Below are 24926 nucleotides of genomic sequence, written 5' to 3'. Positions count from 1 at the left end.
GGAGCAGGCGCCGATCAGGCCTTGGGATCGCCGAGGCAGAACGTGGTCTTGGGATCGGCCACGGTGATGAACTTGTTGGCCTCGGCACCGCACAGCAGTTCGTCGGCCTCACCGTCGATCCGCTGGATCACGCGGAAGCTGGCATCGGTGGAGGCGCAGTCGGCGAAGCTGTAACCGGAGAGCATGCTGTCGGCGTAGCAGCTGTCCTGCTTGAAATTGGGCGCGAGGCACAGGAACGCGGTGGTCCCGCCGTTGAGGGTCTCCTCATAGGAGGTGTAATCCTCGGCGCATTCGGTTTTGGTCTCGTGGGTCTGGACCACCTTGTAGACGGCCTTCTCCGATGAGCAGTCGACCGGTTCGGTCTCGGAGTCGACCGCCGAGCTGCTGATGACGTTGATGCAATCGCCGACCTCGGACTTCGCCGTATCGGACTTGCCCGCGTCGTCGAGCATCGAACATCCGGTCACCGCAACCGCCAGCGCGACCGCTGCGACGAAGGCGAGCATGATGCGCGCCAGCAGCCGCGTTCCTGGGAACTTCACGTGAAAACCTCTCTCACCGAAGCGTTCACTGGATCATGAACGCGCGGGTGAGGATACCCGCACGATCATCGCGGCCGCATCTGGTCGGAGTGCGGAGCCGATGGTCAGTAGATGCTGGACATGCCGAGCAACGACAGCGCGAGAATGCTCGGGAGCAGTCGACCGAGCATCTGGAAACCGAAATAGTTCACAATGGTGCCTTCCACATTTCGTCCACATGATGGACGTACGTCCAGTCCGAGCACTCTGGCGGTGCCGGCCGGCGCGTTGTTACGCCCCATGAGTATGGCCGCCACCGGCCGTCACCGCGACCCCTACGTTCAGCGCCCTGACCTGAATATTCCTGCCCGGCAGTGACTCCGGTCACATATGGCGTCTATGCGACGTTCACGCCGCGAGGTCGCCGGGGAACAGGTACTCATCCGACGGCCGGGCGGCCTGATCGAGCCATGCTGTGAAGAACCCGGTCAGATCGGCGCCGGACTTCGACTGGATGAAATCACGGAACTGCGGCATCGAGGCATTGCCGTAGGCATTGGCGGTGACGAACTCGCGGATCGCGGCGAAGAAGACTTCATCGCCGAGTTGTTTACGCAAGGCGTGCAGGAACAGCGGGCCCCGGTAGTAGACGGAGGTGAATTCGTTTCCGGCGCCGGGGTTTTGCAGCGGGACATCCCAGAACTCCGGCATCGTCTCCGCTTCCCGAATCGTGTTGCGGTACATCGCGTCGACGTCGGCGCCCGCCGTCCGCTCCGGCCACAGATAATCGGCGGTGTAGCTGGCGAAGCATTCGTTCAGGCAGATATCGGCCCAGCTGTACACCGACACCGAATCACCCCACCACTGATGCGCGATCTCGTGCACCACGGTCGGCAGATCGACCCACGGCGCATAGATCGGCCGGGTCTGGGTTTCCAGGGCGAAGGACAGGTCGGCGTCGACGTAGATCCCACCCGCGGTGTCGAACGGATATGGGCCGTAGAGAGATTCGGTGAAATCGAGGATCTCCGGCAGGCGCCGCTCGTGCTCGATATTGCGGGTCGCGCCGGGGGCGAAAGCGCTCAGCAATGGTGTGCCGTCGGCGCGGCGCTGTTCGAGATAGGTGAACTTGTCGATGGCGATGGTGGTCAGGTAGCCGAGGATGGGTGCGCGCGATTCCCAACTCACCGTCCGGGAACCGTCGCGCACCTCGTTCCTGGTGCGCACCCCGTTGGAGACCACTTCCCATTCGGCGGGCACGGTGGCGTGCAGGGTGAAGGTGGCCTTATCGCGCGGGGTGTCGTTGAGCGGGTACCAGGTGGTGGCCGAATGCGGTTCACCGGCGACGAACGCGCCGCCACTCGGGGCGAAGGTCCAACCCTCACCCTCGGCGTCCACCGCAGGACCCGCGTAATCGACCGTGACGGTGAACGGCAATCCCGGCAGCAGCGGTAGCAGCGGCCGCACGGTCAGTTCGTGCTCACCGTTGCGGTCGAACGTCGCGGGCATATTGTTCACCGCGACCCGCTGCACCGGCGGACCGGCGAAATCCAGGTTGAACGAGGTGAGCGCCTGGGTGGCGGTGGCGTCGATCCTGGTGGAACCGGTCAGCTGCCGGGCCACGGGCTCATAGCCGATGCCGACCTCGTAGTGGCGCACGTCGTATCCGCCGTTGCCGTCGAGCGGATAGTACGGATCGCCGAGTCCCGGCGCACCGGCCAGCGGATCGTTCGCCGACTGCGCGCTCGCCGGACCGGACAGTCCGAGCAGCAGCGCGGCCGCCACCGCGACGATCGACGCGCCGGACAACCTCATACGAACCCACACCCCTCGTTCGATACCGCATCGTCGGGCACGGTGCACCGGCCCCGATGGATGGTAGTCGCCCCCGACGGCCTTTCCGCGCACCGCCGCCGACGCGCCGGTCCGGCGGCCATCACCCGGCCCGTATTCCGCGCGACCCTCAGGAGCCGAGATCGTCGGGGAGATGCTGGGGGTCGAGCAGCAATCGCTTGGCGGAGGTGCGGCGCACCTTCTCGGCGAGGGCGAGATTGTCCGACAGCAGCCGCCACTCCACCTCGCTGATGGCCGCGCGGGCCCGTTCGATGACATTGCCGTCCCTCGTGCCCCAGGCGATGGGCATGGCGTCGACACTCTGCCGCAGCTCACCGACCGCGCGGGAAGCGTGATCGCCGCGCACCACGACCGAGGGCACCCGCTCCCCCGCTCTGGCCTCATGTCCGGGTAGCGCCCGCACCTTGCGCACCACCAGCGCGTAACGCGCCTCGGTGCCCTCGGGGCGGCCGAGGTTCACCAGCGCGAGCAGCAGCACCGTCCCGCTCGGATACGCATGCGAGACGACGGCGGGAACCAGTTCGCCCTCGGCGTAGAGCCGGTCGATGCGTGAGCGGCGCGGTGCCCACAGCGCCACCCAGAGCGCGGTCACCGCACCCAGCGCGGAGGCCACGGCCAACAGATAGGACCAGGGGTGGTTCAACCACACCAGATAGGCGGTCACGGCCGCCGCGACCACGGCGGCGATCACCGCGCTGATCCGCAACCGACGCAGATCGGCGACAACTTCGTTGACCGCATGGGCATGGTTGCGGTCCACCACGAATTCGAAGCGTCGCACGTCTTATTCCTAGCACACGTTGTGGAGGTGTCGCCTCCACTTATCCGATGGCCGGTCCCAGCAAGTCGTCAGCATCTGTTATGCGATAGGCATACCCCTGTTCGGCCAGGAAACGCTGGCGATGGGCCGCGTACTCCGCGTCGAGCGTGTCGCGGGCGACCACCGAATAGAAGTGCGCCTGACCCCCGTCCTGCTTCGGACGCAACAACCGGCCGAGCCGCTGCGCCTCCTCCTGCCTCGACCCGAACGTACCCGAAACCTGGACTGCGACCGACGCTTCGGGCAGGTCGATGGAGAAGTTCGCGACCTTGCTCACCACGAGTACGGGCACCTCGCCGCGCCGGAAGGCGTCGAAAAGCGCTTCGCGCTCTTTGGTTTTCGTCGACCCCTGGATGACCGGCGCGTCCAGCGCCGCACCAAGCTCCTCCAACTGCTCGAGATAGGCGCCGATCACCAGGGTGGGCGCGTCGGCATGTTCGGCCAGGATGGATTCGACGACGGCGATCTTGGTGTGCGCGGTGGAGCACAGCTTGTAGCGCTCCTCCGGCTCGGCGGTGGCATAGGACATCCGTTCGGCATCGGTGAGCGTCACCCGCACCTCGACGCAGTCGGCGGGCGCGATCCAGCCCTGCGCCTCGATGTCCTTCCACGGCGCGTCATAGCGTTTCGGCCCGATCAGCGAGAACACATCGCCCTCGCGGCCGTCCTCGCGCACCAGGGTGGCGGTGAGGCCGAGCCGACGCCGGGACTGGAGATCGGCCGTCATCCGGAATACCGGCGCGGGCAGCAGATGGACCTCGTCGTAGATGACCAGCCCCCAGTCACGGCTGTCGAACAGCTCGAGATGCTTGTATTCGCCCTTGGTGCGGCGGGTGATCACCTGATAGGTGGCGATGGTGACCGGACGGATCTCCTTGCGCTCACCGGAGTATTCACCGATCTCGTCCTCGGTGAGCGACGTGCGGGCCAGCAGTTCACGCCGCCACTGCCGTCCGGCGACGGTATTGGTGACCAGGATCAGGGTCGTCGCCTTGGCTCGCGCCATGGCGGCAGCGCCGACCATCGTCTTGCCCGCACCACACGGCAGCACCACCACACCCGAACCACCCGCCCAGAACGAATCGGCGGCCATCTCCTGATAGTCGCGCAACTGCCAGGCGCCGCCGGTGTAGTCGAGTTCGATCGGATGCGCCTCACCGTCGACGTATCCGGCCAGGTCCTCGGCGGGCCAGCCGATCTTCAGCAACATCTGTTTGATGTGGCCGCGCTCGGACGGATGCACGATCACGGTGTCGTCGTCGAGCCGCTCACCGAGCATCGGGGCGATCTTCTTGTGCCGCAGCACCTCCTCGAGCACCGCGCGATCCAGGCTCACCAGGGTGAGCCCGTGCGCCGGATGCTTCACCAGCTGCAACCTGCCGTAGCGGGCCATGGTGTCGACGACGTCGACCAGCAGCGGCTGCGGCACGGCGTAGCGGGAGAAACCGATCAGCGCGTCCACCACCTGCTCGGCGTCGTGGCCCGCCGCACGGGCGTTCCACAATGCCAGCGGCGTTATCCGGTAGGTGTGCACATGCTCCGGCGCGCGCTCGAGTTCGGCGAACGGCGCGATGGCCTGCCGCGCCGCGTCGGCCGATTCGTGATCGACCTCGAGCAGCAGCGTCTTGTCACTCTGAACGATTAGTGGACCTTCAGCCACCGGTGCCTCCTGTGCAGTGCTCCCACCCATTGTTCCCGAACCCACCGACACCCACCCGCGACGACGGTACTCCCCTGCGCACCGATGGTGACGGGTCCACCGGTGCCGAACTGGACCGAGACGAACCGACCCGGCGCGCGCGAGGATCATCGGCATGATCGAGATGGCGGCAATGATGGGCGTGGCGGCGGCAGCGCTCGGCATGGTGCTCACCCCAGGACCCAACATGATGTATCTGGTGTCACGGACCGTGTCACAGGGACGCCGCGCGGGCCTGGTGTCGCTGACCGGCGTCGCGGCCGGGTTCGGGGTGTATCTACTGGCCGCGGTCGCGGGGATCACGGCGGTGTTCGCGGTGGTCCCCGGGCTGTACACCGCGTTGAAGCTGGCCGGTGCCGCCTATCTGCTCTGGCTGGCCTGGCAGGCGCTGCGGCCGGGTGGGGTGTCGGTATTCACGCCCGCGCAGCTGCCCGCGGACCCGACCCGGCGACTGTTCACGATGGGTCTGGTCACCAATCTGCTGAATCCGAAGATCGCCATCATGTACATGGCGCTGATCCCGCAGTTCGTCCATCCCGGCCCCGCGCCGGTGTGGTTGCAGAGCCTGTGCCTCGGCGCGGTCCAGATCACCGTCGCGCTGACCGTGAACGCCCTCATCGTGCTGGCCGCCGGGCAGGTCGCCGCGTTCTTCACTGCCCGCCCGATCTGGCTGCGGGCACAGCGCTACTTCATGGGAACCGCACTGGGCGGTATCGCCGTCGTCGTGGCCACCGATCGCGCCCGACCGGTGCCCGCCTGAGCCGGGTCCGCACGGCTCAGGCGATCGGCGCTCCGGCGCGCAGGCGCCGTATCCCTTCGTCCAGGGTCTCGCCTCGCTTGCAGAAGGTGAAGCGCACCAGATGGTTCCACTCGTCGGGATGGTCGGTGAAAACACTGACCGGAACCGCGGCCACGCCGAGGCGCGTCGGCAGTTCACGGCAGAAGGCGAGGCCGTCGGTGGCGCCGAGCGGACGGATATCGGCGCAGACGAAATAGCCACCCGCACTGGAGTGGACCGCGAAGCCGGTATCGGCGAGCGCCGCCGACAGACGCAGACGACGGTCCGACAGCGAGTCGCGCAGTGCGGCGACCCAGTCCAGCTCCTCGGTCAGCGCATGGGCCACCGCGGGTTGGAACGGGCCACCGGCGACGAAGGTCATGAACTGTTTGGCGGCGAGCACGCCGTCGATCAATTCCGGTGCGGCGCATACCCATCCGGTCTTCCAGCCGGTGACGCTGAACGTCTTCGCCGCACTCGACACCACCAGCGTCCGTTCGGCCATACCGGGCAGCGTTGCGAGGCTGATGTGCTCGGCACCGTCGAAGACCAGATGCTCGTAGACCTCGTCGGTGAGCACCAACAGGTCGTGTGCACAGGCTATTTCGGCGATCGCGGTGAGGTCGGCGCGGTCGAGCACGGTGCCGGTAGGGTTGTGCGGCGAGTTGACCATGATCATCCGGGTGGCGGGTGTGATCGCGGCGCGCAGGCTGTCCACGTCGAGGACGAAACGGGCGCCGTCGGCGACGAGCCGCGCGGTGCGCCGCCGCGCACCGGCCAATGCGACGGCGGCGGCGTAGGAGTCGTAGTACGGCTCGATGAGCACCACCTCCTGCCCCGGTTCGACCAGTCCGAGCACAGCGGCGCTGATCGCCTCGGTGGCGCCGACGGTCACCAGAACCTGGGTGTCCGGATCGTATTCGGTGCCGTAGCGCCGGGCCCGATCGGCGGCGACAGCATGACGCAGGACCGGCATACCGCGTCCCGGCGGGTACTGGTTGAGCCCGTCGGCGATGGCGCGGCGGGCCACCTCGAGCATGCCCGCCGGGCCGTCGGAGTCGGGGAAGCCCTGCCCCAGGTTGATGGCATCGTGCCGGACCGCGAGTTCGGTCATCTCGGCGAAGATGGTGGCGCCGAAGGGCCGCAGGCGGGCGACGGTCTGTGGCTGCTGGCGCATAGCAGCGAGCCTAGTGGGCGCACGCGCAGGCCTTCGGCCCTCTCCTCGCCGCCATCGAACGGCGCGACGCGTATCCGCGATAGCCATGGAATCGCTATCGTTGCCACCAGATAGCGAACAGCTATGTTTCACATTCGCTTTCCAGCTTTCACCTGCATGGTTGTGCGTTTTCCCATAGGCAGCTAGCCTCGCCGTGTTCTATTTCACAGCCCGCCTCGGCGGGTATCTCGAAAGGGGCGCCTATGGCCTCATACCTCGACCTGATATCGAATCCGGCCGCGTCGGAGGTCGCCGGATTCCTCTTGGGTCAGCTTCGCGATGTAGCCCATGACCTGATCGCAGGCTTCGGTTCCTCGACCCCGGACTGGGGTCTCGGATCGTCGACCGGCGACCACAGCACCGGTTCCTCGACCGGCGACTGGTTCACCGGTTCGGCCACGCCGTAGCGCATCACCCCGTCGGGCCGGGATGCGCGGCCCGGCCCGACGGCGCTCGCCCTCCCGATCCGTTCAGTCGATCCGGATACCGGTGTGCTTGGCCGGATTGGCGATATCGTAAGTGCCCCAGACCAACCCGTCGCGCACCGCGAATCCCACCACCCGCCGCGGTATCCCGGGAGCACGATCGTCGGCCGCCCGCTCGGCCACCAGCGCACCCCACTGACCGTTGACCGATACGATCTCCATACTGCGCACCATCTCCGCGCCCTCGATGCCGTACTTGCGCAGCAACCCGACGAAGAACCTGGCGATCCGATCCGCACCGTGCAGCACATTGACGGCGGTGGAGGTGGTGCCATCGGCATCGCCGATCATCACCGCGTCCGGATGCAGCGCCGCGGTCACCGCCTGCACATCCCCCGTCGTCAATGCCGCGAGCAGCCGCTGCACCGCCGCGACATGATCGTCGTCGGCGACCGGCTCCGGCGCCCGCGACACCGCTTTGCGCGCCCGGACCGCGAGCTGACGGGCCGCCTCGGGGGTGACCTCCAGAATCTCGGCGATCTCATCGAACGGCACCGCGAGACCGTCGTGCAGCACGAAGGCCACCCGCTGCGGCGGGGTCAGCGAATCGAGCACGACCATGGCGGCGAACCGGAATTCCTGTCGGCGCACCACCGCGTCCAGCGGATCGGGGGCACTCGACGAGCCGAGCCCGGTCACCACCGGCTCCGGCAACCACTGCCCCACATAGCTTTCCCGCCGCACGGCCGCACTGCGCAACCGATCCAGGCAGATCCGGCTCACCACGGTGGTCAGCCACGCCCGCAGATCCTCGATCTCGGACTGCCTGGCCCCGGCCAGCCGCAGCCAGCTCTCCTGCACCGCGTCCTCGGCGTCGGCCACACTCCCGGTCAGGCGGTAGCCGACCGACAGCAGATGCGACCGATGCGATTCGAACAAGTCAGCAAGCAATGCGGCTACCACCGGTCGAAGTGTACGGACCCCCGACCACCCGCCCGCGCCGCCCTCGGCACCGGAAAACCCGATGAACCGACCGCCGGGTCCGTGCCACCATGTGGCGATGGAGGACCGCACACTCACCGACGGGACAGTCTGGTTGTCGCGGCCGCGCGCCACCGATATCGACACGATCGTCGCGCGCTGCCAGGAGCCGTCCATCGGCGAATGGGTGACGATCCCGCTGCCGTACGGACGCGCCGACGCGGAGGCCTTCCTCACCGAGATATCGGAACCCGGCTGGGCCGACCGCAGCCCGACCTGGGCGATCCGCCCGGCCGATGACGGACCCGTGCTCGGCATGATCGGGCTCGGAGCGCGTGATGAGACGGCGGCCGAGATCGGCTTCTGGCTCGGATCGGATTTCCGCGGCAGGGGCATCATGTCGCGGGCGGTGCGACTGGTCTGCGATTTCGGTTTCGATCCCGACGGCCTGGCCCTGATCAGGATCGGCTGGCGCGCCTTCGTCGGCAACTACGCCTCGGCCGCGGTGGTGCGCCGCAACGGGTTCCACTATGAGGGCACCGACAGGTTGGGGGGCCTTCAGCGTGGCGTCCGGCGCGACAGCTGGCTGGGTGCGCGGCTGGTCACCGACCGGCCCGGCCCGGTACCCGACTGGCCCGCGCATACCTTCGCCGGCGCGGACGGATCGGCCGGGCCGAACGGATAGGGCCACCCCGAACGCCCGCGAGTTCGGACGACAGCGCGTAGTTTCGCCAGATATGGCCCATGATGCGCGGTTCCTGTGGTTTCGCCGAATCATCGATCCAGCACCCGGCGACCGACTGCTCGAAATCGGGCCGGGATCCAGCGATTCGCTGGCGGTCCTGGCCGAATCGCTCGACACCGGCTGCATCATCGGGATCGACCGCTCCGCCACCGCTGTCGAACGCGCCGCGAAACGGCATGCGGCGCTGATCGAATCCGGCCGAGTCCGCGTCCGGCAACTCGCACTGGAGGAGCTCACCCGCGAACGAACCGCGGAACTCGCACCAGCGGGCTTCGACAAGATCCTTGCCGTCAACGTGAATGCGTTCTGGACCCGCAACCCCACCGCCGAACTCGCGGTCCTGCGGGAAGCCCTCGCGCCGGGTGCGGCGCTGTACCTGTTCTACGGCTACGGCGAACCCGGTGAGCGCACCTCGACAGCACCGACGACCACTCCGCGCAACCTCATCGACCATCTGACCGGGGCGGGTTTCGACGTCGGCACGGTCACCTCCGGCGACCTGCTCGGCGTCATCGCCACGCCCCGGTAGATCCATTCGTCTCCGACAAGGCGTCGAGTCTTCAGCGCTCGCGGCGCCTGGTCACCGCATCGGCCAGCCGGTCGAGCTGAGCGGCGGTGGTGTTCCAGTCGATGCAGGCGTCGGTGATGGACTGGCCGTAGGTCAGATCCTCGGCGTGACCGAGGGTCAGATCCTGGCGCCCGGCTTCGATGAAGCTCTCCAGCATCACACCGACGACGCCCTGCTCGCCCGCGGCCAACCGCTCGGCGATATCGGTGACCACATCGACCTGCTTGTTGTGGTCCTTGTTGCTGTTTCCGTGGCTGGCGTCGATCACGATGCGCTTGGGCAGCGACGCCTTCTCCAGCCGCAGGCAAGCCTCGGCCACCGAGGCGGCGTCGTAGTTCGGGCCGGTGCTGCCGCCGCGCAGGATCACATGGCAGTCCGGGTTGCCGGCGGTGCGGATCAGCGCGGAACGACCGTCGAGATCGGTGCCGGGGAACACATGGCTGGCCGCGGCGGCGCGCACACCGTCGACGGCGACCTGCACGTCACCATCGGTGCCGTTCTTGATCCCGACCGGCATGGACAGCGCGCTGCTCAGCTGCCGATGCACCTGGCTCGCGGCGGTGCGGGCGCCGATCGCACCGTAGGACACCAGGTCCGCGATGTACTGCGGGGTGATCGGATCGAGGAATTCACACGCCACCGGCAGACCGACCGCGGTGATGTCGGTGAGCAGTTTGCGGCCGAGACCGAGTCCGGTGTTGACGTCGAAACTGCCGTCCAGATGCGGATCGTTGATCAGACCCTTCCACCCGAGCGTGGTGCGCGGCTTCTCGAAGTACACCCGCATCACCACATGCAGCCGGTCGTCGAGTTCGGCGGCCTTGGCGGCCAGGCGACGCGCGTAGTCGAGGGCGGCGGCCGGATCGTGCACCGAGCACGGGCCGACGATCACCATCAGGCGATCGTCGGCGCCGTTGAGCACGTCGACGGTGGCCTTACGACCCGCGCGCACGGTGTCGGCGAGTTCATCGGTGATGGCGTGCACCAGGCGAACTTCCGCCGGCGAACGCAGCGGGCTGACGCTGAGGGTGCGTTGATCGTCGAGATCGGAATGCCGTGAATCGACGTCTACTGCGGTTGTCATCGTGGGTGTCGTTCCTTTTCTTCAGGCCGACCCACGGACATGAACCCCGTCGAGCCGGTCGTCATCCGGCTCGGGGTGGGAATCTGGTCAGCGCGCGTGGTTGCCGCAGACCGACCCACCCAGGGCCGGCTTGCTAAACCAGAAATACACGCGCTGCACGCAGCTGACAGTACCAGCCGATGAACAGTCGGTGCCCGCTCACCCGGTGTCGGATAGCGCACACCGACGCCGCACCGGTACTCAGCTCAGCGAACCCGGCACATAACCACCGGCCGGTGTGTGGGCGATGACGTTCATCCGGTTCCACGCATTGATGGCGGCGATAGCGGCGATGAGGCCGCCGATCTGATCGTCGTCGTAGTACTTGCGCACCAGCTCCCACGTCTGGTCGCTGACACCACCGCCGTCGGCGATGCGGGTGGCCTCCTCGGCGAGCGCGAGGGCGGCGCGTTCCTCATCGGTGAACACGGTGGCTTCGCGCCAAGCGGCGACCAGGTTGATCCGTACCTGGTCCTCGCCCGCGTGTGCGGCGTCCTTGGTGTGCATGTCGACGCAGAAGGCGCACCCGTTGATCTGGCTCACGCGGATCTTGACCAGTTCGAAGGTGGCCGGTGCCAGACCCGAGTCCTCGACGACCCGATTGGCGGTCACCAGACGCTTGCCGAAGCTCGCGGTGATCGAGTTGGCGTAGAGGTTCAGCCGAGGTTCCATGATCCTGCCCTTTCACTGGGTTGGTTTCATGGAGAAGACGACGCGGCGCGGACCGCTGTGACATCAGGCGCCGGTGCGCTGGATCACACCGAGAAATCGTAGGTGACGCCGGTCAACCGTTCGGACAGTTCCCACAGGCCGCGGGCGGTCTCCGCATCCTTGGAGCGCTTGCTCGACCCCGCACGACCCGGATGTCCGCGCATTCCGCGCCAACCGGTGGGGCCGTAGTAGGCGCCCGGTTCCACGTCGGCGGTGGCGGCGTAGAGCTCCGGCAGCGCGCCCATCTCGGCGCTCTGCGCGAACAGCCGGTTGCCGAGCGACATCACCGCGTCCTGGATGGATTCGGTATGCGATTGGAGTTCGGTGGAGGCGTATCCGGGATGGGCGGCCAGCGAGAGCGTGGACCATCCGGCGGCGGTCAGCCTGCGCTGTAGTTCGTAGGCGAACATCAGATTCGCGAGTTTGGCTTGCCCGTATGCCTGCCAGCGGCGGTATCTGCGGTGCTGCCAGTTGAGGTCGTCGAGGTCGATGACGCCTATCGTGTGCAGATCGCTCGATACCGTCACGACGCGGTCGGCGATGCGACCGAGCAGCAGCCCGGTGAGCGCGAAATGGCCGAGATGGTTCGTTCCGATCTGTCTTTCGAAACCGTCGGCGGTGCGGCCGTAGGGCACGCCCATCACACCGGCGTTGTTGATGAGCACGTCGACGCGGTCGATCGAGGCGGCGAACTCCCGGACCGAGGACAGATCGGCGAGATCGAGCCTGCGTACCTCGGCCTGTGCGCCGATCTCGTCGGCCACGGCCTGCCCCTTGCGCACATCGCGGCAGGCCAGCACCACCCGCGCACCGGCTCCGCCCAGCGCCCGCGCGGCCACCGCGCCGAGTCCGCTGTTGGCGCCGGTGACGATGAAGGTCCGGCCGTGCTGATCGGGAATGTCGGAGACGCTCCAGCCACTCATGCGGCGAGTCTAGTTGCCGCCGACCGCGCGGGAGGGCCCGACGGAAACGAAGTCACGAGTCCGTCACCACCGCAACCAGCGACTGATAGGGTTGCCTTACCTACATAACTGAAACCAGATTCGCGCACACATTCTCCTGATCACCGCCGATTCCGCATGTGAGGCAGACGTGAGTTCCACATCCACCACATCGGGCACGCACCGCGACGGCTACGTGCCCTTTTCCGATGCCGACGCCGAGCAGTACCGCGCCGCTGGCTACTGGTCGGGACGCAGTCTCGGCGATCTGCTCCGCGACACCGCCCGCACACATCCCGCCAGAACGGCGCTGATCGGTGACCGGACCTTCACCTACGCCGAATTGGACGCCGAAGCCGACCGGATGGCCCACGGCCTGCTCGCCCTCGGCCTCACACCGGGCGACCGGGTGGTGGTCCAGCTCCCCAATGTCGCCGAATTCCTGACCGTGCTGTTCGGCGTGCTGCGCGCCGGAATCATTCCGGTGCTCACCCTGCCCGCGCACCGCCGCGCCGAGATCGAGCATCTGGCCGCCCTGTCCGGTGCGGTCGCGTACGTGATCACCGCGCAGGCGGGCGATTTCGATTATCGCGAGCTGGCGGGCACCGTCCGCGCGAATGTGCCGAGCCTGCGGCATGTGCTGGTGCTTGGCGATCCCGGCGAGTTCACCGCACTCGATTCGATTCCGGCGCAGGGTGATATGCGGGCCGCGAGCGGGGCCACCCTGCCCGAGGTGGATCCGGCCGATATCGCGCTGATGCTGGTCTCCGGCGGCACCACCGGTCTGCCCAAACTGATCGCGCGCACCCACGATGATTACGTCTACAACGCCACCGCGAGCGCACAGGTCTGCGAACTCACCGCCGATGACGTCTATCTGGCGACATTGCCCGCCGCACACAACTTCCCGCTGGCCTGCCCCGGCATTCTCGGCACCGTCGGGGTCGGCGGGACCGTGGCCTTCGTCTCCGATCCGAGCCCGGAGAACGCCTTCGCCATCATCGAGAACCACCGGGTGACGGTCACCGCGGTGGTACCTCCGCTGGCCCAACTGTGGTGCGCGGCGGTGGAATGGGAAGAGGCCGATCTGAGTTCGCTGCGCCTGTTGCAGGTGGGCGGCGCGAAGCTGGCCGAGGTCAATGCCCGCGAGGTGGAGCCCGCGCTCGGGGTGAAGTTGCAGCAGGTGTTCGGCATGGCCGAAGGGCTGCTCAACTACACCAGGCTCGACGATTCCGATGAGCTGATCTGCACCACCCAGGGCCGACCGCTGTCGGACGCCGATATCGTGCGTGTCGTCGATGCCGAGGGCAACGAGGTGGCGCCGGGCGTCGAGGGCGAGCTGCTCACCAAGGGCCCCTACACGATTCGCGGCTATTACCGCGCACCCGAACACAATGCCCGCGCCTTCACCCCCGACGGTTTCTACCGCAGCGGTGATCTGGTGCGCAGGCTGCCGAGCGGGCATCTGATGGTCTCCGGCCGGATCAAGGATGTGATCAACCGCGGCGGCGAGAACATCTCCTGCGATGAACTCGAGGAGCATCTGCTCGCCCATCCGGCCGTCCGGCATGCGGCCGCCGTCGGGCTGCCCGATCCGAGCCTCGGTGAGAAGGTGTGCGCGGTACTGGTCGTCAGCGGCGAGATGCCGACGCTGGTGGAGATCAAGACCTTCCTCACCGATCGCGGCCTTGCCACCTACAAGCTCCCCGATGTGCTGCGTCAGGCCGAGAGCCTGCCGATCACGGCCGTCGGCAAGATCGACAAGAAGGCGTTGCAGGCCGAGGGCTGATCCGGTCGGTGGTGGCGGTTCGCGCCGCCACCACCGACGGCGCCGATCGACAGCGAAGGCCGTGGGATCGTGTCATGCACGACCACACGGCCTTCGGCGGATTCCGGCCCCTACGCCTTGACGACGTACGGCGCGATACTGCCCAGCTTCTCGCAGGTCTCCTCGAACTCACGCTCCGGCGTCGACTGGCCGACGACCCCGGCTCCCGCGCGCAGCCATGCGCCCTCGGTGGTCTGATACACCGCACGCAACACCAGACTGGCCTCCAGCGCACCGGTGGGCGAGACCGTCACCACCGCGCCCGAGTACAGTCCGCGCGGATCGTGGTCGAGCCGGAAGATCGAGTCGACGCCCGCCCGCTTGGGGATGCCGGAGGCGGTCACCGACGGGAACAGCACCTCGAGCGCATCCCAGCTGGACCGGTCGGCGGCCAGTCGGCCACGCACGGTCGAGGCCAGATGCTGGACACTGCCGCGTTCGCGCACCGCCATGAAGTCCGAGACCGCGGGCGTGCCGGGATCGGCGACCGCGGCGATCTCGGCGAAGGAGGTCTGCACCGAGATCGCGTGTTCGACGATCTCTTTGGGGTCGGCGAGCAGATCGGCGCGCGCGGCCAGGTCGATCTCGTCACCGAGGCCGAAGGCCCTGGTACCGGCCAGCGGTTCGGTGGTGACCACCCGATTGTCGTCGACGGAGGCGACGAGTTCCGGGCTGAAACCCGCGGCCTCGAGCCCGCCGAGCCGCAGCAGGAACGAACGCGCCGGGGTGTTGTTGGCCCGGCCGAGCCGGTAGGTGGCCGGAATATCGACGGCGAAGGGCAGATCGACCTTCCTGGACAGGATGACCTTCTGGTACCGCCCCGATCGGATCTCGCCGATCGCCTCGGCCACCCGCCCCTGATAGCCGGTGGGATCGATGCGGATATCAGCAGGATGCGGTACCGGCAGCTCCAGCCCCTGCGATCCGGCGATCAGCTCGTGGATCACGTCGATCTCGTCGTCGGTGGCACCGCTGATGCGTACACCGGCCTCGCTGACGCTCACCTCGATGCGCGGAATCATCAGGTGCACGAGGGAGGTTCGCGGGGTCAGGTGATCGGTGGCGCCGAGCGACCAGGCGCAGAATTCGAAGCCGAGCCAGCCGTAGGCGTTGCGACCGGCCAGCGGCAGGGTGGCCAGCGCCCGGTCGACGACGGCAGCCGGGCTGCCGTCCCACACGGTCGCGGTGGTCTCACCGTTCCAGGTGACCCGCAACTCCTCGACATCCAATTCGATGCCGCCGATCGGGTCAGCGGCGAACACCCAATCGCCGGGGCGTTCGTACATGACGTACTCGCCGAACCGCTCATCGGCCGCCAGGCGAGACATCGCTGCCGCCGGATCGGTCACATACTCAACGCGCGAGCGTTCGTCCGTGGTCGACAACGATCCTCCAAGAAAACTAGCTGACCCTACTTCAGTAGGTAAGGTTAGCATTACCTACAGCAAACCGAACTGTGCCCGATGCCATAGCCGAGAAGCGACTCTCGGCCCGTAGTTCCTGCGCGGATCCCGCTGGCGGGCTTGAATAGAGGGATCGTCGTTTCTGCGGAGGGACCACTCATGATCGATCGCGGCGGCGCACCGGCCCGCAGCTCCGGTGAGCCGAGCACCGGCTCGGTGGTCGCGCTGGTAGAGGCGGCCTCACGGGTCGAACGCGAGCTTATCGGCACCTGGCTGGCCGAAGGTGGTCTCGCCGCGGAGGTCGGTACCGATGCCCCGGTCACCCAGATCGACCTGGATGCCGACGCCATCGCCGACCGGTTGACCGGACGCACCGACGATCCGCTGGTGGTTCCGGTCCGGGTGCTGTGGCTGCCACCCGAACGCGAGGGCGTGCGCCGCACCACCTTCGCCGATCTGGTGATGCTGAGCAATCCACGCAAACCGCACCGGCTGGCCCAGCGCCGACTGGTGCGCCGCGAACCGGACCGGCACGTCGTGCTCACCGGACGTCCGGCGCGGCTCAGCGAACTGCGTGCCAACAACCCGGAGGCCTCGGCCCTGCATATCGCGGGCACCACCGAGCCGTTCGCGCGCGCGATCCTGCGGGCGGGCGTCGTCGCGCTCGAACGGGCCGAACGTTCGGTCATCGGCGATCGCTACAAGGTGCCGCGGCTGGTGGCCGAGGAGATCCTCGACTCCCCCGAGTTCCTGCGCCGTCTCGACCTCATCGCCGATCGCATCGGCGCGAGCAGGCACGAGGTGTACCGGCGGGCCGAGAAGGCGCTGCGGGAACTGGTCGCCGCGCAGAGCAGGCTGGTCTCGGATCTGTTCACCCAGGCCATGCGGCCCGTACACGCCTCGACCTGGAAGGTCGACTGCGATGAATCCGGGCTGGACGCCCTGCGCGATCTCAATCGCCGCTATCCGCTGGTGTTCCTGCCCTCGCACCGCTCCTACGTCGACGCCTTCGTCCTCGGTGATGTGCTCGCCCGCAACGATTTCCCGCCCAATCATGTGATCGGTGGCGCCAACCTGCGGTTCTGGCCGATGGGCCCGATCGCCCGGCGCACCGGAACCGTGTTCATCCGGCGCAGCTTCGGCGACGACGAGGTCTACAAGGCCGTCGTCGAAGAGTATTTCGGCTATCTGCTGGCCAAACGCTTCAACCTGGAGTGGTATTTCGAGGGCGGACGCACCCGCACCGGAAAACTTCGCCCACCGCGCTACGGCTTGTTGAACTACCTGGCCGCGGCGGTGCGCTGGAACCGGATCGACGATGTGATGCTGGTGCCGGTGTCGATCACCTACGAGCGGCTCAACGAACTCGGCGCCATCGCCAGCGAACAGTCCGGCGGTAAGAAGAAACCCGAGGGCCTGGCCTGGATGGCCAGATATGTGCGCAGCCAGCAGCATTCGGCCGGGCACGTCTATGTCCGGTTCGGTGCTCCGCTCTCGGCGCGGGAACGGCTGGCCGCCCACGGTGATCCGCTCACCGCGCCGCCGCTGTCGATTCCGCTGCATCGCGCCGACGGCACCGCGGCACCGGTCGTCGATACCGGCGACGAGGTGGGCGAGCTGGAACGCAAGGCGGTGCAGCGGCTGGCCTTCGAGGTGGCCGTCGGGATCAACGAGGTCACCCCGATCACCGTCAACGCGCTGGCCACCCTCGCGCTGCTCGGCGTGCACGAACGCGCGCTCACCCTGCGCGAGGTCTGCGATCTGCTTGCCCCGGTCGTCGACTACATCGAACGCCGCGATCTGCCGCGCGGCGAGGTGGCGGCGCTGCGCGATGAGCAGAGCCTGGCGGTGGTGCTGGAGCAGTTGTCGCTGGCCAAGGTCGTCACCGTGTATCGAGGCGGCCTCGAACCGGTCTATTCGATCGAATCGGGGGCGCATCTCGAGGCAGCGTTCTATCGCAACAGCGCCGTGCACTGGTTCGTCAACCGGGCGATCGTCGAGCTGTCCATCCTCGCCGCGGTCGATACCGCGACCCAGGATCTGGACGACGGCATCGACACCGACCCGCTGCGCACCGGATGGGAAGAGGCGTTCCGGCTGCGCGATCTGCTGAAATTCGAGTTCTTCTTCCCCGAGCGCGGTGAATTCTCCGAGCAGTTGACCGCCGAGATGCTGCTGATCGATCCGGGTTGGAATCACCGGACCCGAGACACCCTGAGCGTGGAGATCCTGGCCCAGCTCACCGCCTCCGGTTTCATGATGGCCCACCGCGTGCTGCGTTCGTTCTTCGACGCCCAACTGGTGGTGGCCGAACGTCTGGCCGACCGAGGCGGTGCGGCCATCGCGGACCGCAAACAATTCATCGATGAATGCGTCGCGGTGGGCAAACAGATGCTGTTGCAGCAACGGCTGCACAGCACGGAATCGGTATCGACCGAATTGTTCACCAGCGCACTCAAACTGGCCACCAATTACGATCTGGTGGATCCGGCCGAATCCGAGCCCGCCGAACTAGCCGCACGCCGTGCCGAATTCGCTGAACGGCTGCGTGTCATCGGTACACGGATCTCCCGCGCCGCCGCCCTCGATCCGTCCAACCTCCCGGCTTCGGAGCGATAGTGGGCGACGACAAGACAGGCGCGGTGGACATGGGTGCGGCGTATTCGGATATCGACTCGATCATCGCCGCGATCCGATCGGGTCCGCAGGGGCCCGGGGTCGCGGCGGTCTTCGAACTCGGCGGCGTCGTGGTCGACGGTTTCGCGGCGCCGCCCGCGCGTCGCCGCCCATTCGGCCGCCGTGACCGCGACGAGCAGGTGGCCGGGCTGCTGCTGGACGGTATCCGGGCCCATCCGGACGACAGGGCGTACGGCCGGTTCCTACATTCGGCGACCACGGTTCTCGCCGGACGCACCGAGGCCGACATCGCCGAGATCGGCACACGCCTGTTCAAGCACACCGTGTACGGCCGCATCCATCCCGAGGCATGGCGGCTGATCCGCACTCACCGAGCGGCCGGGCACACGGTCGTCCTGGTCTCCTCGGCGACCCGTTACGTACTCGCGCCGGTGGCGGCGGCGCTCGGCATCGAGCACATGCTGTACACCCGGATGGCCGCCGACGCGGGTGTACTGACCGGCTATCCGGAGGGCCCGACCCTGTGGCGTTCGGGAAAGGCCGATGCCGTCCGGGAGTTCGCGGCGGCCTCCGGGATCGATCTCGACGCCAGCTACGCCTATGCCGCGAGCGCCGTCGATCTGGCGACCCTGTCGGCGGTGCGGTTCCCGGTCGCGGTGAACCCGGATTCCGAGCTGGCGGTCACCTGCGCGGAACAGGACTGGCCCGCGTCGACCTTCCGCCCGCGCCAGCCTGCGCGGGCGGCCGATATCGGGCGGACCGTCGCCGGATTCGCCGGGCTCATCGCCGGGGCGATCATCGGTGTGCTGAGCAAGTCCTATACGCGCGCACGCAGGCCGATGGCCGATGCCCTGATGAAATTCGGCACCGGCGCCACACTGCGGGCCACCGGTGTGCGGCTGCGGGTCACCGGCGCCCATAACGCCCGCGCGCCGCGGCCTGCGGTTTTTGTATTCAACCATCAGAGCCAATACGACGTGATCATCGTTCCCGCGGTGCTCGGCGGCGGGGTCACCGGGATCGGTAAGAAGGAGCTGACCAAGAATCCGGTGTTCGGACCGCTGATGCGGTTCGTCGGGGTCACCTTCATCGATCGTGCCGATACCGCGCGCGCCAAGGCGTCGCTGGAACCGGTGGTGCGCACCCTGCGCGAGGGCCTGTCCATCGCCGTGGCGCCGGAGGGCACCCGTTCCTATACGCCGGAGGTCGGCCCGTTCAAGAAGGGCGCCTTCCATATCGCGATCCAGGCGGGTGTGCCGGTGATTCCGGTGGTGATCCGCAATGCGGGTGAGATCTCCTGGCGCGATTCGATGGTCGTCCGGCCGGGCGTGGTCGAGGTGGCGGTGCTCGACCCGATCGATGTCGGCGGGTGGGATCCGGCGAATATGCACGACCAGGTGGAGCGGGTGCGGCAGCTGTTCATCGATACGCTGCTCGACTGGCCGGAGTAGGCGGTCCGCGTCCTCGGTCGCAGACGTGCCGTCAGCCGTGTCGGAGTGTGATCAGACCGCGCGGCCGAAGAGCAGCTTCCACGGCATGAGGGCCGATTCCAGCTGCACCTTGAGGCTCATCTTGGAGGCGCCGAGGGTGCGTTCCTCGAAGCGGATGGGCACTTCGGCGATGGAGATGCCTTTTTTGACGGTGCGGTAGTTCATCTCGACCTGGAACGAGTAGCCGTTACTGCGGATCGAGGCGACGTCGATGGCGCGCAGGGTGTCGGCTTTCCAGGCTTTGAAGCCCGCGGTGGCGTCTTTGACGCCGAGGCGCAGGATCAGGTTCACGTAGAAGTTGGCCCAGGCCGACAGCGCCTTGCGGTACCACTTCCATTCGGCGGCGGTGGAGCCGCCGGGCACATAACGGGAGCCGAGGACGACGCCCGCGTCGGTGCCGGTCAGTTTCTCCAGCATGGCCGGGATGACTTCGGCGGGGTGTGACAGGTCGGCGTCCATCTGGATCACCACGTCGGCGCCGTCGTCGAGGGCGCGGGTGATTCCGGCGATGTAGGCGCGGCCGAGGCCGTCTTTTTCGGTGCGGTGCAGCACGCTCACGACGTTGGGCAGTTCGGCGGCGAGTTTGTCGGCGACTTCACCGGTGCCGTCCGGTGAGTTGTCGTCCACGACGAGCACGTGCAGGTCGGCCACCGGTAGCGCGGTCAGCCGTTCCACCGCAACAGGCAGATTTTCGCGCTCGTTGTAGGTCGGCACAACAACGGTAACCCTCAAGGGTCGCCCTCCCTGCTCACCTGGTCGCGCTCGGTGACCCGTGCGCAGGCCGCGAGCGATCGTCTGATTTCTCGTGAACGGTAGCTGATCCGCCTCCCCGCGAATTCAGCGCACCAGGGCCACACTCTGCCACCTCACGGCGCCGGACGCACATCCGGTGATCTCACGAACACCGCCGTTCGCTCGAATTCGATTGTCGCCCAGCACACAGCCCGCGCACGGCGCCGCCGCAGGCTCCCGATGCGGCGACCGCGCTCAGTTACTTCCGTCACGCCATTTCTGGTCCCGCGCATCCTCGGCGGCATTGCGTTCCCGCACGATCTCCAAGGCCCGCTCCGCCGTGGCCCGATCCGGAAACGGCCCGAGCCGATCCGCGAACCAGCACCGTTTCCCCTGTTCGGCCCGCTTGTGCTTCAGGCAGTAATACCAGGATTCAGCCATCCACCCAGCTTCCCACCAGCCTCAGCGCCCAGCACGGAAATAGCCGAACCCACCCCGTGTCCCCGCATGACCCCTGGAGCGATCATCGGCCGAAAATCATGACCACAGTAGACATACCCGACCTCGCGTGAATCGCCCGAACTGTGCGCACCCACAGAGACAAAGCCTAAGAAGCAACAACCGTCCGGGGGGACGAAGCTAAGACGCAACAACCGTCCGGGAGACCCAACCAACTGTCGGGGGGACGCAGCTAAGACCCAACAACCGTCCGGGGGGACGAAGCTGAAACGCAACCAACCGTCGGGGGGCCGGGGGGCGAAGCCCCGCCGGGCGGGGACGGGGGGTTGCACCCCCTCAAATAAAACAAACCCTCCGCCAACGCGAGCGCTTTCAGCGAGCATGACGGAGGGCGGAGGGTGGCCAGGGCCGGGATCGAACCGGCGACCTTCCGCTTTTCAGGCGGACGCTCGTACCAACTGAGCTACCTGGCCGCAGGCACCCGAACGGAATGCCATACGTGAAACGCCGGATTGCTCCGGCGTTTACTTGCGACCCTGACGGGACTCGAACCCGCGACCTCCGCCGTGACAGGGCGGCGCGCTAACCAACTGCGCCACAGGGCCTTGCACTACCTCTTACGATCCGAAGATCGTACCCCCTACGGGATTCGAACCCGCGCTACCGCCTTGAAAGGGCGGCGTCCTAGGCCGCTAGACGAAGGGGGCTCGTCCCGGATTTCTCCGGACCGGCTTTACAACGGCTGTCCGTTGGGAGCTCGCATAGCTTATGACAGAGTTGCGAGGTTTCCCAAACCGGCTGGTCAGAGCGCTAAACCGAGCTCTTCCAGCCGAGCGCCCGCGCGCCAGCCCTCGCGACGGAATCGCTCCACCCATTCCGGGGTCGACATGGACTCGATCACCACCTCGAGCGCTTCCTGGAATCGCGAACGCAGATCGACTCCGTTGCCGAACAGGTCGATGAAGTAGCGCTGACCCGCCAGCGCGGCCGCGAGGGTGCGGGCGAAGCGGTCGGGGTCGGCGTCGGCGCGTAGCTGACCCTGCTCGATGGCGCGCACGGCGAGCGAGCGGGTGGCTCGGGCGATGATCCGTCCGCCGCCGTTGGGGACGTCGCGGTAGAAGTCGGGCTCGATGATGAGCCGGAATTCGGCCTGCACGATGATGTCGTGCTCGAGCCGTAGCGCGATCTCGTCGAGCATGCCGTGCATGACGTCGAGCGGACCGAGGTCGGTGCGCGCCAGCCAGCGGTCGGCGGAGAATCGATATCGATCCAGCGCCGTGTCGAGGACGGCGCGCGCCAGATCCTCCTTGGAATCGAAATGGAAGTACATGGCGCCCTTGGTGGCTCGCGATCCTTCCAGTATGCGGTTGAGCGATGCGGCGGCGTAGCCGCTCTTACCGAACTCAACGGCGGCGGACCTGATGATCGCCGCACGTGTCCGGCGGGCCCGCTCTTGCTGCCGTGCCATCTTCGAAACGCCTCCGAAGCCTTATGGAGCCCAAGGAGTTCCACCCCGGCGGGCTCCTTCGCAGCCATGACGAGCCCGAAGGGAAACAGGCCACAGATGCGAAGTTATGAGTTTTATCAACACTTACAACAGGGTTTTCGCCCCGAATACAAACTTTTGGTACGAAAACTAGGCGAGAAACCCGAAACACACCGACTGGTATAATTTTCCCGCCCGGGTGCGCCGCAGGGGGTGCGCATCCGGGCCTTTTCGTCGTCGCGCTTTTCGTCGTCCCCGATTTGCCTCCTGCGGCGTCAACTCATGGGAAGCCCCGAATTCACCGATTCGCCACGGTACCCGCAAACGTCGCCCGACACGCGGCAAACCGTAAGAGTGAGGTTGCCGACCCGCCGAGGGCGGACCGCAGCAAACTCCACGCAACGACCAGGGTGACCCGGCGCGCACGAATCGACAAGCGACACAGTGTCGTTGGATATTCGGCTACCGTGTTCCGTACCCGGTGATCATTACACCCGCCACCGCCGCCGACATCGGCCGCCCATGACAGGCGGATATCCGAACTCATTGGTATGCAACATATTTGGATGATATCGCGCCCATCCAAAAGTCGACAAAGCTACCCACACCCCACCCCTCACGACCCCCATCACACCCGACGCGGACCGCACCACAGGTCCGACCCGCCAGCGTCACGTGACCGCCCGACCACCCACCCCCGGACTCACCACCCGCCCCGGTTACGCGAAACCGCACCAGCCCATTACACTTGCCAACCGCGCCCCTATAGCTCAGTTGGTAGAGCTACGGACTTTTAATCCGCAGGTCCCAGGTTCGAGCCCTGGTGGGGGCACCGCGCGGGCGTCCGGTGGTCACCACCGGACGCCCGACTCGTTCACGGCACGGGGTGCGGATCAAGCGTTCGGATGGGTCCGCTCGATCGTGTTCCCGGCGCGCGCCAGCACATCATCGGCCTCGAATCGGTCGGTCTGCCATGATTCCGCCGCGATGCCGACGCGGCCGCGCCATTCACGCATGACGCGATGTGCACCGCCGGTCAGGACAGCCCCACTCGCATCGCAGAGCCCTGCGGCCGGAAGTCAATACCCATCCACTCACGATAAGCGCATGTAGATCATCTCATCAGTCGACGGCGCGGCCATGGCCGACGACACCCATCGCACACACCACCACGCCCACCGCACAAGATCACCTTCGCGCTAACGCCACCGCGCCCCGCAGCGATAGTCCCCTCGCTGCTGGCCGGAGGTCATACACTCGCTAGTAGTTGCCGAGCGCCGACGACGGCGTATGACGTCCATCACCACGTAAATTCCGTGGCCCGATGCGTTTCGCATCACACCTACGGTGCCGTAAGGTATGGCCGCATCGGCAACGGTCAAACCTGAGGGGGGCGACCCGCAAGATCGCAGAGATGAAGGGCTTGATTACATGGCAAGGGATCTGACTCAACTCGAGCTGCTGACGGAGTTGGAGCCGGTTGCCGAAGAGAACGTCAACCGGCACCTTTCCCTGGCAAAGGAATGGCATCCGCACGACTACGTCCCGTGGGACGACGGCCGCAATTTCGCCGCGCTCGGCGGTATCGACTGGGACCCCGAACAGTCGAAGCTGAGTGAAGTCGCCAAGGCCGCGATGATCACCAACTTGCTCACCGAGGACAACCTGCCCTCGTACCACCGTGAGATCGCGGAGAACTTCTCCCAGGACGGGGCGTGGGGCACCTGGGTCGGTCGCTGGACCGCCGAGGAGAACCGCCACGGCATCGTCATGCGCGACTACCTCGTCGTCACCCGCGGCGTCGACCCCGTCGCGCTCGAAGAAGCACGCATGGTCCACATGACCAACGGGTTCGCCTCCCCCGCGGAGGCCGACGCCGGATTCCTGCACTCGGTCGCGTATGTGACCTTCCAGGAGCTGGCCACCCGTGTCTCGCACCGCAATACCGGCAAGGTCTGCGACGACCCGATCGCCGACCGCATGCTCCAGCGCGTGGCCGCCGACGAGAACCTGCACATGATCTTCTACCGCAACATGTGCGGTGCGGCCCTGGATCTGGCGCCCGATCAGGCGCTCGACGCAATCGCGCTGATCCTGGAGAACTTCCAGATGCCCGGCGCCGGTATGCCCAATTTCCGCCGCAACGGCGTGCTGATGGCCAAGCACGGCATCTACGATCTGCGCCAGCATCTCGAAGAGGTGGTGCAGCCGGTACTGAAGAAGTGGAACATCTTCGACCGCACCGACTTCACCGCGCGCGGCGAGGAGACCCGCGAGCGCCTCGGCAACTTCCTCGACAAGCTGGGCAAGGACGTCATCAAGTTCGAGGAACAGCGCGACCGCATGCTGGCCCGCGAGGCCGCGAAGCGCGAACGCGAGCTGGCGAGTTCCGCCGCGAGCTGACGCCGGCACACTGCGAAGACAAAGAAGCGCCGCCCCTCCGATATCGGAGGGGCGGCGCTTTCTGGTCGATGGGCGCTGCCCGCGCGGCCAGCTCGGTGGCAGTGCG

22 protein-coding genes and 4 tRNA genes are annotated in these 24926 nt (G+C 66.9%); 9 read left to right on the top strand and 17 right to left on the bottom strand.

The window, feature by feature from the left end:
- Window positions 1–14 precede the first annotated feature (14 nt).
- The 4 genes from QH168_RS12935 to QH168_RS12920 form a co-directional block, all read right to left on the bottom strand.
- The gene (locus QH168_RS12935; RefSeq protein ID WP_280234837.1) at window positions 15–542 is read right to left on the bottom strand and encodes an LppU/SCO3897 family protein; all 528 of its coding nucleotides are present in this window, start codon (window positions 540–542) and stop codon (window positions 15–17) included.
- 387 nt (window positions 543–929) lie between these two features.
- On the bottom strand, window positions 930–2336 hold the full coding sequence (locus tag QH168_RS12930) for a M1 family metallopeptidase (protein WP_280234836.1): 1407 nt from the start codon (window positions 2334–2336) through the stop codon (window positions 930–932).
- A 148-nt stretch (window positions 2337–2484) separates the two neighbouring features.
- On the bottom strand, window positions 2485–3156 hold the full coding sequence (locus QH168_RS12925) for a DUF3239 domain-containing protein (protein WP_280234835.1): 672 nt from the start codon (window positions 3154–3156) through the stop codon (window positions 2485–2487).
- 40 nt (window positions 3157–3196) lie between these two features.
- On the bottom strand, window positions 3197–4855 hold the full coding sequence (locus QH168_RS12920) for a DNA repair helicase XPB (protein WP_280234834.1): 1659 nt from the start codon (window positions 4853–4855) through the stop codon (window positions 3197–3199).
- Between the two features lie 154 nt (window positions 4856–5009).
- On the opposite strand from QH168_RS12920, the gene QH168_RS12915 reads away from it, so the two are divergent.
- On the top strand, window positions 5010–5654 hold the full coding sequence (locus QH168_RS12915; RefSeq protein WP_280234833.1) for a LysE family translocator: 645 nt from the start codon (window positions 5010–5012) through the stop codon (window positions 5652–5654).
- Window positions 5655–5670: 16 nt separating this feature from the next.
- On the opposite strand, the gene QH168_RS12910 is transcribed toward QH168_RS12915, so the two are convergent.
- Window positions 5671–6849 (bottom strand): pyridoxal phosphate-dependent aminotransferase, encoded by a 1179-nt coding sequence (locus QH168_RS12910; protein WP_280234832.1) that lies wholly within the window; start codon window positions 6847–6849, stop codon window positions 5671–5673.
- Between the two features lie 242 nt (window positions 6850–7091).
- Between QH168_RS12910 and QH168_RS12905 the strand changes: the two genes are divergently transcribed.
- Window positions 7092–7295, top strand: a complete 204-nt coding sequence (locus tag QH168_RS12905; protein ID WP_280234831.1) for a hypothetical protein — start codon at window positions 7092–7094, stop codon at window positions 7293–7295.
- A gap of 63 nt (window positions 7296–7358) precedes the next feature.
- On the opposite strand, the gene QH168_RS12900 is transcribed toward QH168_RS12905, so the two are convergent.
- The gene (locus tag QH168_RS12900; RefSeq protein WP_280234830.1) at window positions 7359–8276 is read right to left on the bottom strand and encodes a sigma-70 family RNA polymerase sigma factor; all 918 of its coding nucleotides are present in this window, start codon (window positions 8274–8276) and stop codon (window positions 7359–7361) included.
- 97 nt (window positions 8277–8373) lie between these two features.
- Between QH168_RS12900 and QH168_RS12895 the strand changes: the two genes are divergently transcribed.
- Both QH168_RS12895 and QH168_RS12890 read left to right on the top strand, forming a co-directional pair.
- Window positions 8374–8979, top strand: coding sequence for a GNAT family N-acetyltransferase (locus QH168_RS12895; RefSeq protein ID WP_280234829.1), 606 nt, complete (start codon window positions 8374–8376; stop codon window positions 8977–8979).
- Between the two features lie 52 nt (window positions 8980–9031).
- Window positions 9032–9568, top strand: a complete 537-nt coding sequence (locus QH168_RS12890; RefSeq protein ID WP_280234828.1) for a class I SAM-dependent methyltransferase — start codon at window positions 9032–9034, stop codon at window positions 9566–9568.
- Window positions 9569–9599: 31 nt separating this feature from the next.
- Here the strand turns inward: QH168_RS12890 and QH168_RS12885 are convergent, their stop codons facing one another.
- From QH168_RS12885 to QH168_RS12875, 3 genes are all read right to left on the bottom strand, one after another.
- Window positions 9600–10691, bottom strand: coding sequence for a 3-deoxy-7-phosphoheptulonate synthase (locus tag QH168_RS12885; protein WP_280234827.1), 1092 nt, complete (start codon window positions 10689–10691; stop codon window positions 9600–9602).
- A gap of 240 nt (window positions 10692–10931) precedes the next feature.
- Window positions 10932–11402 carry a carboxymuconolactone decarboxylase family protein gene (locus tag QH168_RS12880; protein WP_280234826.1) on the bottom strand — a complete coding sequence of 157 codons (471 nt, stop codon included), beginning with the start codon at window positions 11400–11402 and terminating at the stop codon, window positions 10932–10934.
- A gap of 83 nt (window positions 11403–11485) precedes the next feature.
- A complete protein-coding gene (locus QH168_RS12875; RefSeq protein WP_280234825.1) occupies window positions 11486–12364 on the bottom strand; it encodes an oxidoreductase in 879 nt (292 codons plus the stop codon).
- Between the two features lie 169 nt (window positions 12365–12533).
- Between QH168_RS12875 and QH168_RS12870 the strand changes: the two genes are divergently transcribed.
- Entirely contained in the window at window positions 12534–14171 is a 1638-nt protein-coding gene (locus QH168_RS12870) for a (2,3-dihydroxybenzoyl)adenylate synthase (RefSeq protein WP_280234824.1), read from the top strand.
- A gap of 110 nt (window positions 14172–14281) precedes the next feature.
- Here the strand turns inward: QH168_RS12870 and QH168_RS12865 are convergent, their stop codons facing one another.
- Window positions 14282–15595, bottom strand: coding sequence for a salicylate synthase (locus QH168_RS12865; protein WP_432421085.1), 1314 nt, complete (start codon window positions 15593–15595; stop codon window positions 14282–14284).
- A 177-nt stretch (window positions 15596–15772) separates the two neighbouring features.
- Between QH168_RS12865 and QH168_RS12860 the strand changes: the two genes are divergently transcribed.
- Both QH168_RS12860 and QH168_RS12855 read left to right on the top strand, forming a co-directional pair.
- A complete protein-coding gene (locus QH168_RS12860) occupies window positions 15773–18232 on the top strand; it encodes a glycerol-3-phosphate 1-O-acyltransferase (RefSeq protein WP_280234822.1) in 2460 nt (819 codons plus the stop codon).
- A complete protein-coding gene (locus QH168_RS12855; RefSeq protein ID WP_280234821.1) occupies window positions 18232–19701 on the top strand; it encodes an HAD-IB family hydrolase in 1470 nt (489 codons plus the stop codon). The genes QH168_RS12860 and QH168_RS12855 overlap by 1 nt, the downstream gene beginning before the upstream one ends.
- 51 nt (window positions 19702–19752) lie before the next feature.
- Here QH168_RS12855 and QH168_RS12850 read toward each other — a convergent pair whose 3' ends face one another.
- From QH168_RS12850 to QH168_RS12825, 6 genes are all read right to left on the bottom strand, one after another.
- On the bottom strand, window positions 19753–20472 hold the full coding sequence (locus QH168_RS12850) for a polyprenol monophosphomannose synthase (RefSeq protein ID WP_280234820.1): 720 nt from the start codon (window positions 20470–20472) through the stop codon (window positions 19753–19755).
- A 255-nt stretch (window positions 20473–20727) separates the two neighbouring features.
- A complete protein-coding gene (locus tag QH168_RS12845) occupies window positions 20728–20913 on the bottom strand; it encodes a hypothetical protein (RefSeq protein ID WP_280234819.1) in 186 nt (61 codons plus the stop codon).
- Window positions 20914–21330: 417 nt separating this feature from the next.
- Window positions 21331–21404 (bottom strand) — tRNA-Phe (locus QH168_RS12840).
- A 58-nt stretch (window positions 21405–21462) separates the two neighbouring features.
- A tRNA-Asp gene (locus QH168_RS12835) sits at window positions 21463–21536 on the bottom strand.
- Between the two features lie 29 nt (window positions 21537–21565).
- Window positions 21566–21638: transfer RNA gene (locus QH168_RS12830), tRNA-Glu, on the bottom strand.
- 95 nt (window positions 21639–21733) lie between these two features.
- Window positions 21734–22399 (bottom strand): TetR/AcrR family transcriptional regulator, encoded by a 666-nt coding sequence (locus QH168_RS12825; protein ID WP_280234818.1) that lies wholly within the window; start codon window positions 22397–22399, stop codon window positions 21734–21736.
- Between the two features lie 777 nt (window positions 22400–23176).
- Between QH168_RS12825 and QH168_RS12820 the strand changes: the two genes are divergently transcribed.
- Window positions 23177–23249: transfer RNA gene (locus QH168_RS12820), tRNA-Lys, on the top strand.
- A gap of 61 nt (window positions 23250–23310) precedes the next feature.
- On the opposite strand, the gene QH168_RS12815 is transcribed toward QH168_RS12820, so the two are convergent.
- The gene (locus QH168_RS12815) at window positions 23311–23433 is read right to left on the bottom strand and encodes a hypothetical protein (protein WP_280234817.1); all 123 of its coding nucleotides are present in this window, start codon (window positions 23431–23433) and stop codon (window positions 23311–23313) included.
- A gap of 415 nt (window positions 23434–23848) precedes the next feature.
- Between QH168_RS12815 and QH168_RS12810 the strand changes: the two genes are divergently transcribed.
- Window positions 23849–24820: an acyl-ACP desaturase gene (locus QH168_RS12810; protein ID WP_280234816.1), complete on the top strand. Its 972-nt coding sequence runs from the start codon at window positions 23849–23851 to the stop codon at window positions 24818–24820.
- Window positions 24821–24926 lie beyond the last annotated feature (106 nt).

Origin of the sequence: Nocardia cyriacigeorgica, from assembly GCF_029868385.1 — a bacterium.
In the GTDB taxonomy this organism is placed as follows: domain Bacteria; phylum Actinomycetota; class Actinomycetes; order Mycobacteriales; family Mycobacteriaceae; genus Nocardia; species Nocardia cyriacigeorgica_F.
Note: the sequence above shows the minus strand (reverse complement) of the source record. Positions and strands in the feature narration are given on the sequence as shown.

Excerpts from the sequence above, each read along its gene's own strand:
- QH168_RS12815 (WP_280234817.1), bottom strand. The coding sequence starts at position 23,433 with ATGCGTGAATGGCGCGGCCGCGTCGGCATCGCGGCGGAATCATGGCAG.
- QH168_RS12915 (WP_280234833.1), top strand. The coding sequence starts at position 5,010 with ATGATCGAGATGGCGGCAATGATGGGCGTGGCGGCGGCAGCGCTCGGC.
- QH168_RS12860 (WP_280234822.1), top strand. The coding sequence starts at position 15,773 with ATGATCGATCGCGGCGGCGCACCGGCCCGCAGCTCCGGTGAGCCGAGC.
- QH168_RS12905 (WP_280234831.1), top strand. The coding sequence starts at position 7,092 with ATGGCCTCATACCTCGACCTGATATCGAATCCGGCCGCGTCGGAGGTC.
- QH168_RS12910 (WP_280234832.1), bottom strand. The coding sequence starts at position 6,849 with ATGCGCCAGCAGCCACAGACCGTCGCCCGCCTGCGGCCCTTCGGCGCC.
- QH168_RS12885 (WP_280234827.1), bottom strand. The coding sequence starts at position 10,691 with ATGACAACCGCAGTAGACGTCGATTCACGGCATTCCGATCTCGACGAT.
- QH168_RS12845 (WP_280234819.1), bottom strand. The coding sequence starts at position 20,913 with ATGGCTGAATCCTGGTATTACTGCCTGAAGCACAAGCGGGCCGAACAG.
- QH168_RS12895 (WP_280234829.1), top strand. The coding sequence starts at position 8,374 with ATGGAGGACCGCACACTCACCGACGGGACAGTCTGGTTGTCGCGGCCG.
- QH168_RS12890 (WP_280234828.1), top strand. The coding sequence starts at position 9,032 with ATGGCCCATGATGCGCGGTTCCTGTGGTTTCGCCGAATCATCGATCCA.
- QH168_RS12930 (WP_280234836.1), bottom strand. The coding sequence starts at position 2,336 with ATGAGGTTGTCCGGCGCGTCGATCGTCGCGGTGGCGGCCGCGCTGCTG.
- QH168_RS12880 (WP_280234826.1), bottom strand. The coding sequence starts at position 11,402 with ATGGAACCTCGGCTGAACCTCTACGCCAACTCGATCACCGCGAGCTTC.
- QH168_RS12825 (WP_280234818.1), bottom strand. The coding sequence starts at position 22,399 with ATGGCACGGCAGCAAGAGCGGGCCCGCCGGACACGTGCGGCGATCATC.
- QH168_RS12810 (WP_280234816.1), top strand. The coding sequence starts at position 23,849 with ATGGCAAGGGATCTGACTCAACTCGAGCTGCTGACGGAGTTGGAGCCG.
- QH168_RS12875 (WP_280234825.1), bottom strand. The coding sequence starts at position 12,364 with ATGAGTGGCTGGAGCGTCTCCGACATTCCCGATCAGCACGGCCGGACC.